This is a genomic window from Kibdelosporangium aridum, from assembly GCF_900176515.1.
Lineage (GTDB): Bacteria > Actinomycetota > Actinomycetes > Mycobacteriales > Pseudonocardiaceae > Kibdelosporangium > Kibdelosporangium aridum.
The window spans coordinates 36443-50339 of sequence record NZ_FWXV01000012.1; the positions used below are offsets into that span (position 1 = coordinate 36443).

Below are 13897 nucleotides of genomic sequence, written 5' to 3' on the forward strand. Positions count from 1 at the left end.
ATCGGTGGCGGGTCTGCGGTCAGCGCGCGGAGAGGTAAGCCTCGACGCCGTCGAGTACTCGGTGCAGGCCGAACTCGAACTCCTCGTCGATGAACGTGCCGGTTCGGCTGTCCGCTCCGACCGCGGCGGTGACTGCCGCGAGTCTCGGGTAACGGTCCGCGCCCGCGTCGGCGACCCGGCTCTCCCACCACTCGTTCGTATCGTCCGAACGCTCGTGGATCCACGTCATCGCAAGGCCTTGCCCATACGAGACAACGGTTCCAAGCAGGAAGAGTTGCTCACGGCCGGACAGGCCGAGGTTGTCGAACGACGCCAGCGCCCATTCCATTGACGCCAACGTGTTCGGACCCATCGGCGGCCTGGACGACGCCGTCGCATGAAGCACCCACGGGTGCGCGAAGTACGAGCGCCAATCCTGCCGTGCCACCGCTTCCAGTGCCGCACGCCAGCCGATCGGCCTCGGTTCGGGATACGCGTACTCCGCGGCGACGGCGTCGACCATCAACTCCACCAACGCGTCCCGGTTCGCCACGTGCCGGTACAGAGCCATTCCAGTGGCGTGCAGCCGCTCACCGACACCGCGCATCGTGACCGCGTCCAAGCCGCCTTCGTCGGCGAGCCCGATGGCGGTGGACACGATCAGCGGCAGGCTCAGACTTGGCCGCTTGCTCGCAGCCACCTCCCCCGGCATGGTCCTCCTTCGCGGGCGACTGCGGCCAAGTATACGTTGTCAACTTCCCGGCGGGATCAAGCCTGCTTCATAGGCGACAACCGCGGCCTGGACGCGGTATCGATGAGTTAGCGGTGCCTCGGCCGTCAGCCTATGCAGGAGTCCATGATTAGAAGGAGGTTGTCATGCGCGAACTGCAGGTGGACATGTTCAGCACGGTCGACGGGTTCGGTTCCGGCGGGCCACGGTCGGCACCGTACTGGGGCTACGGCGGGCCAGGCTTGTACGAGTGGATGCACGCACAGCTCGCCGAGGACCACGTGATGGTCATGGGCGCGACGTCGTACCGCCTTATGTCCGACATCGTCGCGACCGGCGACGACCCGACGTTCCCTCGGATGGCCGAACTGCCGAAGATTGTCTTCTCCAAGACCCTCACACCGCCGCTGACTTGGGCGAACACCACGATCGTCGACTCGCCGATCGAGACGGCCGTGCCCGCTTTGAAGGCCGAACCCGACGGGGCGCCCATGCGCACCATCGGCAGCCCATCGCTCGTGCGCAGCCTGTTCAAGCACCATCTGGTCGATCGCCTGCGGGTGATGGTCTTTCCGATGGTGCACGGCATAAAAGGCGAAGGCCCGCTGTTCAGCGAGCTTCCGGCGGTCGAACTGACTCTCGTCGGCACCACCGTGATCGACGAGAACCTGGTGCTGCTCGACTACCGCGTCGGTGACAGCCTCTAGTGCTCCTGCTGCAGATCGACGACGCCACCCACCGGCTCGGCCGGCGGCGACGTCACCAGTTCAGTCGAGGACCGCGGTGGCTTCGATCTCGACCAGGTGGTCGGGTACGTCGAGTGCCGCGACACCCAGCAGTGTGGCCGGCGGGACCGGGGTGATTCCCAGCTTCGCGGCCGCCCGCGACATCCCCTCCAGCAGCAGGGGCATCTTGTCAGGAGTCCAGTCGACAACGTAGGCGGTCAGTTTCGCGACGTCGTCGAAGGAACCGCCGACTTCGGCCAGTGCGGTGCCGATGTTGAGGTAGCACTGCTCGACCTGCGCGGCGAGGTCGCCCTCGCCGACCGTGATCCCCTCGGCGTCCCAGGCGACCTGACCGGCGATGAAGACCAGCTTTGACCCAGTTGCGATCGACACCTGCCGGTAGACATCGATCTCGGGCAATCCGCTGGGGTTCACCAGGGTGATGGCCATGCCGTCCGCTCCTTGTCCGGGCATCGGGGGCCCGTGCTCGTCACGCCAGACCCTCGTGGTCTCTTGTGGTTACTGAGGAACTGTAAGAGAGTGGCCGCTGACATGGAAGAACGCACTTTTTAGTGACTGGGGAACCTAATGGTGACCAAGGGCCGATCCGAGGACGCAGACCTCAGGCGCGCGGACTCGTTGGCGCGAGAGATCTTCTCCGACGTCGCCAACAAGTGGGCGTTGCTGATCATCGAGACTCTCGGTGAACGCACCCTGCGATTCAGCGAACTGCGGAAGGAGATCGAGGGCATCAGCCACAAGATGCTCACCCAGAACCTGCGCATGCTGGAGCGCAATGGCTTGGTCGAGCGCAGCGCACACGCCACCGTCCCGCCGCGTGTCGAGTACACCCTCACTGAGCCGGGCCAGGGCCTACGCGCAACCGTCGATGGAATGTGTGACTGGACCCACCGGTACTTCGGCCGCATCGAGGCCGCCCGCCACCGCTTCGACGCCTGACGGTTGCGCTGATGCGACCGGCCCGATATTTCATTCGGCCAGCCAGGCAGGCCAGCTGCCGTAGCCCGTAATGTCCTTGCCCGCCGCCGCGGACACCGGATCGCACTGGAAGCCAAGGACTTCCTCACCGGTGTCCAGTCTGATCCGGCCGAGCGACATCGGGGCGGGAAGCCCCGCGAGGAACGTACCCAACGCGGCACTGGACAGCAGCCAGCGTTCGCCGCGCAAGGACGCGCCTTCGTCCGACCGGACCACACCGGGTTTGGCTGGATCGGTTGGCAACGCGACCATCCGGTATTCCGGCGCGGTCGTGATCTCGCCATCGAACCGCGCGCCCAGCGCGGTCAACTGGTGGTTCAAGGGCTGTCCGCGTAGGTGCGCGCCGAACACCGCGAGCCCAACCGAAGGAGCGAACGGATCGGGCGCGGTTTCCCCGGTGAGCAACGCGGCGATGTCGAGCGCTACTTGGTCATCGAAGGCGCGGGTGATCACGCTGACTCCGAACGGACTGCCGTCGGCTTGCCCCGCCGGAACCGCGACCGCGGCCATGTCCAGGAGGTTCACGAAGTTCGTGTACGTGCCGAGCCTGCTGTTCACGCCGACAGGGTCAGCCGCGACCTCGGCCAGCGTTGGATGCCCGACTGTCGTGGGCAGCAGGAGCGCGTCGAACCCTGTCAGCACAACGGAAGCCGCGTTTCGAGCCTCCGCGAGCCGCGCCTGGTCCGTCGCGAGCTGGTGAGCGGGCAGCTTCCCGGCAGCCAGAATGATGCCGGCCACGGTCGGATCGGCTTCGTCGTGATGCTCTTCGAGGAACTCACCGACGGCCGCGTACCGCTCAGCGACCAGTGCACCGTCGTAGAGGAGCTTGGCCGCGTCAAGCAGCACCTTGACGTCCACTTCGGACACGCGAGCACCGGCCGCGCGCAGCGTGTCCACCGCTGCGTCGAAGGCCTCTCGGGCCTGTGCGGAAAGCGGCGCCAACCCGTTCGGTGTCGGTACGGCCACCGGAGGCTGAGGGCTGGCAGCGAGCCGGACCGAGACAGGCCAGTCGCGGCTACCCGGATCGGCGTGATCCGGGCCTGCCACCACCTTCATCACACGCTGCGCAAGGGCGAGGTCCACTGTGAACACGCTGACGGAGTCGTACGGACGCGCTGCCGGGATGACACCGGTACTCGGCACCAGACCAAGCGTTGGCTTGATACCGACGATGCCGTGCAACGCCGCCGGGACCCGGCCAGACCCGGCAGTGTCCGTACCGAGCGCGAAGTCCACGATCCCCAGCGCGACCGCGACAGCCGAGCCCGAACTGGACCCGCCGGAGATCCGGTCAGGCCGGTGGGCGTTGCGCACCGCGCCGTAGGGGCTTCGCGTGCCGACCAGGCCGGTCGCGAACTGATCGAGGTTCGTCTTGCCGATGACTATCGCGCCCGCGTCGCGCAACCTCTGTACGACGGTCGCGTCTTTCCTTGGCGTGTAAGCGAAAGCAGGACACGCCGCAGTGGTCGGCAGTCCCCCGACATCGATGTTGTCCTTGATCGCACACACCAGTCCGGAAAGCGGCAGGTCCGGACGTACCTCGGCGGCCTCGGCGAGCACCTCGTCGCAGTCGCGCAGCGTGATCCACACTTCCGGCCGGTCGACCTCGGCGATCCTGCGGTACGCGGCCCGCACCCGCTCGACCGCGCTCATGCCGGCCCCAGCACGGCAACCGGGGTCCCAGGCGCGACCTGTGTGCCGGGTTGCACCAAGAGCTCCACCACCACGCCTGGTGCGGGTGCGGACAACTGCGTTTCCGTCTTCATCGCCTCCAGCGCCACCAATGGTTGTCCTTTGCCGACACGGTCGCCTGACTGAACGTCGACCCGCCACACCGTCGCCGCGAACGGAGCCTCCACGACCCGTCCGCCGGGCGGCGCCGACACCTTCGTTGTGGCCGCGACCACGGGTTCTGGTTCGGGCTTGGGGTCGAACTCGCCGGCCGCGGCCCACGCCTGCCGTTCGGCCTCGAACGCGACCGACTGCCGGGCACGGAACTCGGCGATCGATTCCGCGTTGTCGTCGAGGAACCTCTCGTAGTCGGCCAACGCGAACTCGCCGTCGGTGATGTCCAACTCGAGCTGCCCGGCGGCACTGGCCGCACGCATCTCCAGCAATTCATCCGCCGACACGGGATACCAGGAGATCCGGTCGAAGAACCGCAGCAGCCACGGCGATCCCGGTTCGAACGAGCCACGCTGCTGCCAGCCGTTCCACACCTGCACGGTCCGGCCGACGAACTGGTACCCGCCCGGCCCTTCCATGCCGTAGATGCACAGATAGGCGCCACCGATGCCGACGGAGTTCTCCGCTGTCCACGTCCGCGCCGGATTGTACTTCGTCGTGACCAGGCGGTGTCGCGGATCCAGTGGTGTCGCGACCGGGGCGCCCAGGTACACGTCGCCCAGACCCAGTACCAAGTACGAGGCGTCGAACACCGTCCGGTACACGTCGTCCACACTGGACAAACCGTTGATCCGGCGGATGAACTCGATGTTCCACGGACACCACGGCGCGTCCGAGCGGACGCCTGCCATGTACCGCTCGATCGCCTCGCGTGTCGCCGGGTCGTCCCAGGACAGCGGCAGCCGCACCGACCGGCTGGGCACCACCAGGTCCCCGGTCGCGGGCAGCTCCTGCTCCAGTTCACGGACCAGGCCCAGCGCCTTGCTGACCGACAACTGGTCAGGGTCGGTGTGCACCTGCAGCGACCGGATACCCGGCGTGATGTCCACAATGCCGGGTACGTCGACCTTCGCGAGCCGCTCGGCCAACGCGTGCACCCGCATCCGCAGCGCCAGGTCCAGCTTCATCGGCCCGTACTCGACGAGCACGTTGTCGTCACCGCTGCGCCGGTACGTCACAGCCGGTCGGTCCGCAGTAGAGTCAAGCCGGTCCAGTACGCCACCATCCGAAAGCCTTGCGGCAGTGAGTGCCCTCACCGGCTTGCTGCGCAACGCAGTGGCTTGTTCGGTATCGACGGGTACAAATCGGACTGTGTCGCGGGGCCGCAACTGCCCGAGCTTCCACCGCTGGCCAGTGACCACTGTGGCCGGACAGACGAACCCACCGAGGCTGGGGCCGTCCGGCCCGAGCAGGATCGGCAGGTCGCCGGTGTAGTCAACGGCACCGACGGAGTACGGGGTGTCGTGGATGTTCGACGGGTGCAGTCCTGCCTCGCCGCCGTCCTCACGTGCCCAAGCAGGCCGGGGGCCGACGAGCCGGACACCGGTTCGCGCGGAGTTGAAGTGCACGTTCCAGGTTGCCGCGTAGAACTGGTCGATGTCCTCGGAGGTGAAGAATTCGGGCGCGGCGTGCGGCCCTTCGAGCGCGCCTATCTCCCAGTGCTGGCCGAACACCGGTCGTTGGTCCGCCGGGACTTCGCCCGCTACCGGGGTTTCCGGTTCGGCACCGGGCGTGAGCACGTCCCCTGTGGCCAGCGCGCGACCACCATGGCCGCCGAACTTCCCCAGGGTGAATGTCGCTTTGCTGCCAAGGAACGCGGCCACGTCCAGACCGCCGCGCACCAGGACATAGGTCCGCAGGCCCAGGCTGCTCGGGCCGATGTCGAGTTCCCCGCCGGCGAGAATGGTCACAGGCGTCCACTGAGGAACATCGGTTCCGTCCACTGTGATCGCGGCGGGCGCACCCGTCACACACACCACGGTCTCATGGCTGAAGCGCAGCACTGCACCATCCACAGTGCACTCAAGCCCGGCCACGCCTTCGTCGTTACCGACCGCGATGTTGCCGAGCCGGAACGACAAGTCGTCCATCGGCCCGCTCGGCGGAACGCCGACGTGCCAATAGCCGATACGGCCCGGCCATTCCTGCACGGTCGTGGACGTGCCGCCGCGCAGGACCTCGATACGCGGGTCCGCGTCGGGCACGCCGTCCAAAGTCGCCGTGTCGTGCTGAGCCTCGCGAACGTCCGGATGCTGGACGGCAGCGCGCAACTGGCCAAGGTTGGTGCGAATGCCGTCGATGCGGGTTTCGGCGAGAGCATCGCCGAGCCGGTCAAGTGCGTCTGCGCGGTCCGCGCCTGTGACAATGACCTTGGCCAGCAACGGGTCATAGTGGGTGGTGACGGTCAAGCCCGCTTCCACCCACGTATCCACGCGTGCATCGGCCGGAAAACGCACACCCGTCAGCAATCCCGCGCTGGGGCGATGTCCCGCGTTGGGATCTTCGGCGTAGACACGCGCTTCGACAGCGTGACCGCGCGGTTCCGGGATGACGTCGAACATTCCCTTGTCGCCGTTGGCCAAGCGGAGCATCCACGCCACGAGGTCGATCCCGTACACCGCCTCGGTCACCGGGTGCTCGACCTGCAGGCGGGTGTTCACTTCCAGGAACGCTTCCTCCTGGCGAACAGGGTCGTAGACGAACTCGACCGTGCCTGCCGACCGGTACCGCACCGACTCGCCGAGCGCGACCGCCGATTCGAGCAAGCGCTTGACCACGGCCTCCGGGAGGCCGGGCGCGGGGCACTCCTCGACGACCTTCTGGTTGCGCCGTTGCAACGTGCAGTCGCGGGTGCCCAGCGCGAGCACGCGGCCTTCGCCGTCACCGAATATCTGCACTTCGACGTGCCGTGCCCGCTGCACGAGCCGTTCGAGGAACACGCCGGACGTCGCGAAGCTCTTCGCAGCGATGCTCTGCACGGAATCCCACGCGGCCCGCAGTTCGTCCGGAGTGTGGCAGGCGCGCATGCCGATCCCGCCACCGCCGCCGGTGGCCTTGAGCATCACCGGGTAGCCGATCTCCTCGGCCGCCGCCGTCGCCTCGTCCACGGTCGCGAGCAACCCCGTGCCAGGCAACAAGGGAACACTGGCCGCGATCGCCTTCTCGCGCGCGGTGTGCTTGCTGCCGAACACTTCCAGGTGTTCCGGCGTGGGCCCGACGAACGCGATACCCGCCGCTTCGGTTTTCTGGGCGAAGCTCGTGTCCTCGGAGAGGAAGCCGTACCCCGGGTGGATCGCGTCCGCGCCGGTGTCCAGCGCGGCCTGGATGACGGCATCTGCCCTGAGATAGCTGTCGCGGGCGGCTTCGGGTCCGATGCGGACGGCTTCGTCAGCCGACCGCACGTGGGGCGACATGCGGTCGGCGTCGGAGTACACGGCGACGCAAGGAATGCCGAGTTCGTGGGCGCTTCGGATGATCCGGGTGGCGATCTCGCCGCGATTGGCGATCAGCAGCTTCACCCGGTGCCGCCTTCGGTGACGATCATCCGCACCGGGGTCGGGTCGAACCCGTTGCACGGGTTGTTGATCTGCGGGCAGTTCGACACCAGCACCAGCGTGTCCGTCTCCGCGCGCAACTGGACTTCCAGCCCTGGCGCGGAGATGCCGTCGACGATGCCGAGGGTGCCGTCCTTCTCGACCGGCACGTTCATGTACCAGTTGACGTTGCTGACCAGGTCGCGCTTGCCCAGCCCCCAACGAGCGCCCTCGATGAGGAAGTTCTCCACACACGCGTGCTGGAAACGGGTGTGCTGGCCGTACCGCAGGGTGTTGGATTCCTTGCTGCACGCGCCACCAAGCGTGTCGTGGCGGCCGCATGTGTCGGCGACGACCGTCATCAGCGGCGCGCCTTCTTGCGTGCGCAGCACGCTTCCGGTGGTGAGGAAGATGTTGCGCTGAGCAGCGATCGTGGCTGCCGCGCTGTACCGCTTGCTCGTGTCCGCGGCGTCGTAGGCCAGGAAGTCCACGGCCTGGTTGCCACCGAGGTCGATGATGCTCAGCACCTGTCCTTTTCGGACGATGGTGGAGAACGGCGCCCGCGCGGCGACCTCCATGTCCAGCACGGCGTTCGTCACGCGATCCCCCTGGCGCTCAGGTAGTCGGCGGTGTTCTCGAAGGCGCGGCGCGTTTCCGGCGTGGCGTTCCACTCCGGACTCTCCGGCGTGGACGGTTCGGCTCGCCAAGCGAGTACCTGCAACGGAGTCACGGTGTAGTCAGGCCGTGGGTCCAACGGATGCGGCACGTTGGCGATCAGCACGATCACCGGCATCTCGGTCCGGATCAGCACCGAGCAGCCCGCTCCGGCCGATCCTTCGAACTCCAGTGTCCCGTCGTGTTCCACCCGTACACCTTGGAACAGCGACAAGCTCGGCGGAATGTCCCGTGGGGTAAGGCCGTGCTTGGCGGCGGCCAACGTGAACAATCCAAAGCCAGCAGGCGACTCGCCTTGCGGGCTGCCGTCGCCATAGCGCTCGGTGTTGCCCGCGATGGTCGACGTGCCGCATAGCGCGTCGTGCCGCTCGGACTCGTCGCTCACGACCGTGGCGAGCACCCTGGCCTGGTCGGACAGCAAAGCCATTGACCGGCCCAGGTAAGCGTTCCACTGGACCTTGACGGTGTCCGCGACATTCAACCGCTCCCAAGGCGCGTCGGCGTTGTAGAACAGCAGGTGAGCGCAGGCGTCGCCGCGCAGGTCGGTCAGCCGCAGCTCCGTGCCGCGCGCCAGGACCTTGTGGGTGTATCCGCCGCCTGCGACAGTTTCCGCCCAGACAAGCTTTTCGGGCGCTACGCCCTCAGGCGGGTCCGGCCAGTTCGTCGCCGGGATCGTCGGCATGGTCTCGACAACGGTGCCATCCTGGGCGCGCGCGTGATCGCGTGCGCCGTACGTGGTGGCGGTGGTCAAGGCAGGGCTCCTTCCGGACTCACGGCTACCTCCAAGCGACCCTAGTGCTCCCGAACGCTGGAGTCTATGCAGGTCAGAAATTTCGATCGATCGACCGAAATAGCGCTTTCGCGGCTACGCCAGTACAACCAGCCGACCAGCACCGCGACCACGACGAACTCGATGGGGAACAGCAGCATCCAGATGGATCCCGTACCTGCAAGGTCGTAGATCTCACCACGCGGCCAGGCGATGTTCACGATCATCAGCGCGCCGTACGCGACGGCCGCGATCGTGACCGGCAGCGCCCAACGGCCGAGCGAGAACCAGCCAGGCTGCGGCGCGGGGAACTGCTTGCGCAGACGTTTGCCCAGCAGCGGCGTGGTCACCAGCAGATAGGCCAGGTACACCAGGACGACAGAGGTCGCGGCGATCGTGGCGAAGAGCGTCGAGTTGCCGAGGTTCAACAACAACAGCGCGATCGCGAGTGCACCGGAGACCACTGCGGGCGCGATTGGAGTGCCGGTCCGTTCATTGACCCGGGACAGCCTGGCGGAGAACGGCAGCGCGTTGTCGCGAGCCATCGCGTAGAACAGCCGGATCGTGCCGGTCTGGATGGTCAGCGTGCACACGACCACAGCGACGGCCACGTCAGCAAGGAAGATCCGGCCGAAGGTCTCGCCGAACACCGACGTGATCACATACGGCAGACCTCGGCCAGCCAAGTTTCCGTCGGTCAGGCTTGGGGCGGCCATCAACGCGACCAGGACCACGGCCAGCGCGCCGACACCGGAGATCACCAGTGCCCGCAGTACTGCCCGCGGCGCCGCCCGGCGCGCGTTCTTGGTTTCCTCGGACACGGAAGCCGCAGTGTCGAAGCCGTAGAGCACGTACGCCGCAGCGAGCGCGGAAGCCAACCACGCTCCTCCACCGCCGGACGACTCCTGCAGGACAACCTGCGGGCCTCTGACCGCGAACGTGACAAGCCCACCGATCAACACCACGACACCGACCAGTTCGGCCGCGACCCCGATGTCGTTGATACGAGCCATGACGCGCACACCAATGGCGTTGACGACAGTCGTGCAGACAAGAAGGAGCGCGCCGAGCAAGGCCGCGTTGGTGGCGCCAGTGGCCGAGGTGATCGACGGATCACCACCGACGATCTGAAACCCGCTCCACACCGATGGCAGCACGACCTGCAACGCGATGGCTGCCGACGCGAGCGCGACAACGCACCCGAGCAGCATCGTCCAACCGGCCAACCAGCCGCGGAAGCCGCTGGCGAGTTGTTTCGCCCATTGGTACACCGACCCGGCGAGCGGGTAGCGGGAGGCCAGTTCGGCGAAGGTGAGCGCGACCATCAGCTGGCCGAGCAGAACCACCGGCCAAGTCCAGAAGAAGAGCGTGCCACCGAACGAATAGCCGAACCCGAAGAGCTGGAAGACAGTGGTGAGGATGGACACGAAGGAGAAGCCCGCGGCGAACGCCGAGAAGCCGCCGAGGGTCCGCCGTAACTCCTGGCGGTAGCCGAACTCAGCGAGCTCACTTGCCGTAGTGGTCATCACCGCTCCCGTCCATGCAGGTCAGCAATTTCGATCGGTCGACCGAAATTAGGTCCACGGGACGACAGTGCGGTCTCACCCGTGTTGCCGGGGCGTAAACGGCAAGCCGGTCGTGTTACCGAAATCCGTAACGTGATGGCAGCTGGCAGGATCTAGGGGTGACCAGCAGGGTGGGACGGCCACGCGCCAGCGGAGCGATGGCAAGCAGCCAAGACGCGAAACGCGCCGTCATGGAAGCAGCAGCGGAGTTGTTCACGGCCACGGGCTACGCGGCGACAACGACACGGTCGATCGCAGAACGGGCGGGACTACGACAGGCGACGCTGTACTACCACTTCCCTGCGAAGGAAGACATCCTGTGCGCGTTGCTGGCCGAGACGGTACGGCCTTCGCTGCAGGTTGCTCGTACGCTGCCGGGGGCTGAGGGTGACGCGGCCACGAAGCTTTGGGCTTTGGCGTACTCGGATATCCAGTTGCTCGGGGCTGCCAGGTACAACCTGGGGGCCTTGTACTTGCTGCCAGAAGTGGCTTCGCCCGGGTTGGCTACTTTCCGGCAGGAACGGGCCGAGTTGAAGGATGCTTATCGAGGGCTGATCGATCAGATTCCCGATGAGGCCCCGACGGCTACCCGGACCGATCTCGCTTTCGGCTTGGTGGAAAGCATCGCGGTTGTCCGGCGGGATGAGCCCGATCTGGATATCGACGCTCACGCTCATCACGGGGCCGACGGGGTTTTGCGGCTCGCTGGTTTTCATTCGCCGAATTCCCAGCTCCGGTCCGCCGCGATGGCTTTGCTGGAGGTTCCGCTTTAGCGCTGGTCCCGCTTGGCCTCCGCGACGAACGTGCGGATCAGGCCGTGGTCCTTCACGCCTCGGCTGGACTCCACCCCGCTGGACACGTCGACGCCCCACGGCCGCGCCGCTTCGATGGCGGCTCGGACGTTCCCCGGGGTCAAACCACCGGCGAGCAGCCATGGGCCGTCCGGGCGGGACGTGGTGAGCCGGGTGAGATCCCACTGTTCGCCGGAGCCTGCCTTCGGCGAGTCCAGCAACAGCATTTCTTCCCCGTACGCCCCAACGGTCACGTCGGTTTCCGGCGTCAATGTCGTCGCCCGCATGAGGCGAGAACCAGCCAGTTCGGCGAATGTCTCACGTGGATAGTCGCCGTGCAGCTGGATCATGCCGACTCCGGCTTCCGTGGCGATCTGCCGGACCTCGCCGGCCGGTTGTTCGAGGAAGACGCCGACCGTGAGCACGTGCGGCGGGACGTCGGCGATGAGCTTCTGAGCAGTGGGGATGTCGATCTGCCGTGGGCTCGCGGCGAACACGAAGCCGACCGCGTCCGCGCCCGCCTCGACTGCCGTGGCGACGTCCGCTTCGGTCCGCAGACCGCACACCTTCACGTACACGCCAACGAGGATAACGGCCTAGCATGAACATGCGACACGAGGAAGGCATCGATGTGAGCGTTCTCGACGGGATTCTTGACGGCGTGCTGGAAGACTTGGCTCAGCGGCAAAGCGAAGTCCCGCTCCGCGAACTGCAGGCGCGCGCGGCGGACATACCGCCCACAATGGACCCGTTGCCGAAGTTCCGCGAACCCGGCGTCTCGATCATCGCCGAGGTGAAACGGAAAAGCCCGAGCAAAGGCGCGCTGGCCGACATCACCGATCCCGCCGGGCTGGCAAGCGAGTACGCACTGGGTGGCGCGTCGGCGATCAGCGTGCTGACTGAGCAACGTCGTTTCGGCGGCTCGCTGGCCGACCTGGCTGCCGTGCGCAAAGCCGTGGACATTCCCGTGCTGCGCAAGGACTTCATCGTCACGCCGTACCAGTTGTGGGAGGCACGCGTCTGGGGCGCGGATCTCGCGCTGCTCATGGTGGTCTCGCTGCCAGGCGGGCAACTGCGGGATTTGCTGGGCCTGGCAACCGAAATCGGGCTGACCGCGTTGGTCGAGGCGCACACCGAGGACGAACTTTCCCGCGCCGTGGACGCTGGCGCCGAGTTGATCGGCGTCAACGCCCGTGACCTGACCACGCTGAACGTGGATCGCACCGTGCTCAAGCGGCTGGTCCCGCAGATCCCCGAAGGCAGGGTCCGGGTCGCGGAGTCCGGTGTCAGCGGCCCGGCGGACGTCGCCGACTACCACCAGTGGGGCGCCGACGTCGTGCTGGTCGGGGAGGCGCTGGTGCGCTCCGGCGATCCCCGCTCGTCGGTCGGCGAGTTCATCCGCCAGGCCACTACCCGCTGAGCTCTACGCCGCAGGACCCCAGAAAGCGTCCTCTGCCTTCTGGTCCCCGGAGTACAGCCACACCTCGACGATCTGGCCATCAGACACACGCATCACGTCGACGCCGTCCTGCGCCATCGACGCGCCTTCCCGCTCGCCACCGAAACGGACCTCTGCGGCGACCAGGTCGCCGTTCACCATCGGCGCCGACCGCAACGACAAGGCGAACGTGCCGCGGCTGATCTCCATCATCCCGCCGATCATGGCGTTCACGGCACCGGCGCCGCGGTGGGTGCCGGAGAACCGGTTGGCGCCCGGCTGGTGCCAGACGATGTCGTCGGCGAACATGCCCGCCACGACGTCGAACTGCTTGGCCTCCAGGGCGTCGAAGTACTTCTGGGCGACGGCTGCCACGCTCATGGCGCGCTCCTCCATGTTGGTCCGGCGAGTGTTGATCCAATGACTGGACGCCGCCTATGGTGTGGATCAGTAACCAATTACCTCAACGTAACCATTGGAAGTGTGTGCGCCATGTCACAACCGGTCGACTGGAGTGTGCTGGCCCGCACCTGCCCATCCCGGAAATCGTTGGCGCGGATCGCGAACAAGTGGACCGCGATGATCGTGACCGTGCTCGCAGGCAAGCAGCTGCGCTTCACCGACATCCGCACGGCACTTGACGGCATCAGCGGCAAGGTCCTCACCGAGACGCTGCGCGACCTCGAACGGGACGGCCTCGTCGAACGCCAGGCATACGCCGAAGTCCCGCCGCGCGTCGAGTATCGCCTCACGCCACTGGGCCGCACCCTTTACGACCCCCTACGGGCCCTGGTCGACTGGGCGGAGCTGCACGTCCCGGAAGTTCTCGCCGCTCGCGAGCACTACGACAGCCAACGCGCCTGACGCGCGGTGCCGGTACTGCCCCTGACCTGGGGCAGTACCGGCCAATCTTCCCTCTAGCCCGGATCACACGCAGCGAACCGAACCCCCACTGAAGCGCACCCCCAGGCCGCTTCAGCGAAACTGTACAACACGTTTTAGGGGTT

Annotated in this window: 14 protein-coding genes; 5 read left to right on the forward strand and 9 right to left on the reverse strand. The window is 66.7% G+C overall.

The window, feature by feature from the left end; genetic code table 11:
* Positions 1-19: 19 nt before the first annotated feature.
* Positions 20-691, reverse strand: a complete 672-nt coding sequence (locus B9C43_RS45220) for a TetR/AcrR family transcriptional regulator (RefSeq protein ID WP_051896668.1) — start codon at positions 689-691, stop codon at positions 20-22.
* A gap of 164 nt (positions 692-855) precedes the next feature.
* Here B9C43_RS45220 and B9C43_RS45225 point away from each other — a divergent pair, with 164 nt between their 5' ends.
* Positions 856-1416, forward strand: coding sequence for a dihydrofolate reductase family protein (locus B9C43_RS45225; protein ID WP_084433532.1), 561 nt, complete (start codon positions 856-858; stop codon positions 1414-1416).
* A gap of 60 nt (positions 1417-1476) precedes the next feature.
* Here B9C43_RS45225 and B9C43_RS45230 read toward each other — a convergent pair whose 3' ends face one another.
* Entirely contained in the window at positions 1477-1884 is a 408-nt protein-coding gene (locus tag B9C43_RS45230) for a RidA family protein (RefSeq protein WP_084433533.1), read from the reverse strand.
* 138 nt (positions 1885-2022) lie between these two features.
* Here B9C43_RS45230 and B9C43_RS45235 point away from each other — a divergent pair, with 138 nt between their 5' ends.
* Positions 2023-2394 carry a winged helix-turn-helix transcriptional regulator gene (locus B9C43_RS45235; protein WP_084433534.1) on the forward strand — a complete coding sequence of 124 codons (372 nt, stop codon included), beginning with the start codon at positions 2023-2025 and terminating at the stop codon, positions 2392-2394.
* Positions 2395-2424: 30 nt separating this feature from the next.
* Here the strand turns inward: B9C43_RS45235 and atzF are convergent, their stop codons facing one another.
* Genes atzF through B9C43_RS45260 form a run of 5 tightly spaced genes read right to left on the reverse strand, consistent with a single transcriptional unit; the run spans position 2425 to position 10622 of the window.
* On the reverse strand, positions 2425-4086 hold the full coding sequence (atzF, locus tag B9C43_RS45240) for an allophanate hydrolase (RefSeq protein WP_084433535.1): 1662 nt from the start codon (positions 4084-4086) through the stop codon (positions 2425-2427).
* Positions 4083-7637, reverse strand: a complete 3555-nt coding sequence (uca, locus tag B9C43_RS45245) for an urea carboxylase (RefSeq protein WP_084433536.1) — start codon at positions 7635-7637, stop codon at positions 4083-4085. Before uca ends, atzF begins: the two co-directional genes overlap by 4 nt.
* Complete coding sequence (locus B9C43_RS45250) at positions 7634-8251, reverse strand: urea amidolyase associated protein UAAP2 (protein ID WP_033388016.1); 618 nt, start codon at positions 8249-8251, stop codon at positions 7634-7636. The genes uca and B9C43_RS45250 overlap by 4 nt, the downstream gene beginning before the upstream one ends.
* Positions 8248-9078, reverse strand: coding sequence for an urea amidolyase associated protein UAAP1 (locus tag B9C43_RS45255; protein ID WP_084433537.1), 831 nt, complete (start codon positions 9076-9078; stop codon positions 8248-8250). The genes B9C43_RS45250 and B9C43_RS45255 overlap by 4 nt, the downstream gene beginning before the upstream one ends.
* Positions 9079-9119: 41 nt before the next feature.
* Positions 9120-10622 (reverse strand): amino acid permease, encoded by a 1503-nt coding sequence (locus B9C43_RS45260; RefSeq protein ID WP_084433538.1) that lies wholly within the window; start codon positions 10620-10622, stop codon positions 9120-9122.
* A gap of 158 nt (positions 10623-10780) precedes the next feature.
* Here B9C43_RS45260 and B9C43_RS45265 point away from each other — a divergent pair, with 158 nt between their 5' ends.
* On the forward strand, positions 10781-11434 hold the full coding sequence (locus tag B9C43_RS45265) for a TetR/AcrR family transcriptional regulator (RefSeq protein WP_235039225.1): 654 nt from the start codon (positions 10781-10783) through the stop codon (positions 11432-11434).
* Here the strand turns inward: B9C43_RS45265 and B9C43_RS45270 are convergent.
* Entirely contained in the window at positions 11431-12030 is a 600-nt protein-coding gene (locus B9C43_RS45270; RefSeq protein WP_084433540.1) for a phosphoribosylanthranilate isomerase, read from the reverse strand. The two genes, B9C43_RS45265 and B9C43_RS45270, sit on opposite strands and share 4 nt — an antisense overlap.
* A gap of 53 nt (positions 12031-12083) precedes the next feature.
* On the opposite strand from B9C43_RS45270, the gene trpC reads away from it, so the two are divergent.
* Positions 12084-12872: an indole-3-glycerol phosphate synthase TrpC gene (trpC, locus tag B9C43_RS45275; protein WP_084433832.1), complete on the forward strand. Its 789-nt coding sequence runs from the start codon at positions 12084-12086 to the stop codon at positions 12870-12872.
* A gap of 3 nt (positions 12873-12875) precedes the next feature.
* Here trpC and B9C43_RS45280 read toward each other — a convergent pair whose 3' ends face one another.
* Positions 12876-13271 carry a nuclear transport factor 2 family protein gene (locus B9C43_RS45280; protein ID WP_084433541.1) on the reverse strand — a complete coding sequence of 132 codons (396 nt, stop codon included), beginning with the start codon at positions 13269-13271 and terminating at the stop codon, positions 12876-12878.
* 111 nt (positions 13272-13382) lie between these two features.
* On the opposite strand from B9C43_RS45280, the gene B9C43_RS45285 reads away from it, so the two are divergent.
* Positions 13383-13754, forward strand: coding sequence for a winged helix-turn-helix transcriptional regulator (locus tag B9C43_RS45285; RefSeq protein WP_033388012.1), 372 nt, complete (start codon positions 13383-13385; stop codon positions 13752-13754).
* The last annotated feature ends 143 nt before the right edge of the window (positions 13755-13897 follow it).

Coding starts and splice junctions, on each gene's coding strand:
- B9C43_RS45220 (WP_051896668.1), bottom strand. CDS start 691: ATGCCGGGGGAGGTGGCTGCGAGCAAGCGGCCAAGTCTGAGCCTGCCG.
- B9C43_RS45225 (WP_084433532.1), top strand. CDS start 856: ATGCGCGAACTGCAGGTGGACATGTTCAGCACGGTCGACGGGTTCGGT.
- B9C43_RS45230 (WP_084433533.1), bottom strand. CDS start 1,884: ATGGCCATCACCCTGGTGAACCCCAGCGGATTGCCCGAGATCGATGTC.
- B9C43_RS45235 (WP_084433534.1), top strand. CDS start 2,023: ATGGTGACCAAGGGCCGATCCGAGGACGCAGACCTCAGGCGCGCGGAC.
- atzF (WP_084433535.1), bottom strand. CDS start 4,086: ATGAGCGCGGTCGAGCGGGTGCGGGCCGCGTACCGCAGGATCGCCGAG.
- B9C43_RS45260 (WP_084433538.1), bottom strand. CDS start 10,622: ATGACCACTACGGCAAGTGAGCTCGCTGAGTTCGGCTACCGCCAGGAG.
- B9C43_RS45280 (WP_084433541.1), bottom strand. CDS start 13,271: ATGAGCGTGGCAGCCGTCGCCCAGAAGTACTTCGACGCCCTGGAGGCC.
- B9C43_RS45285 (WP_033388012.1), top strand. CDS start 13,383: ATGTCACAACCGGTCGACTGGAGTGTGCTGGCCCGCACCTGCCCATCC.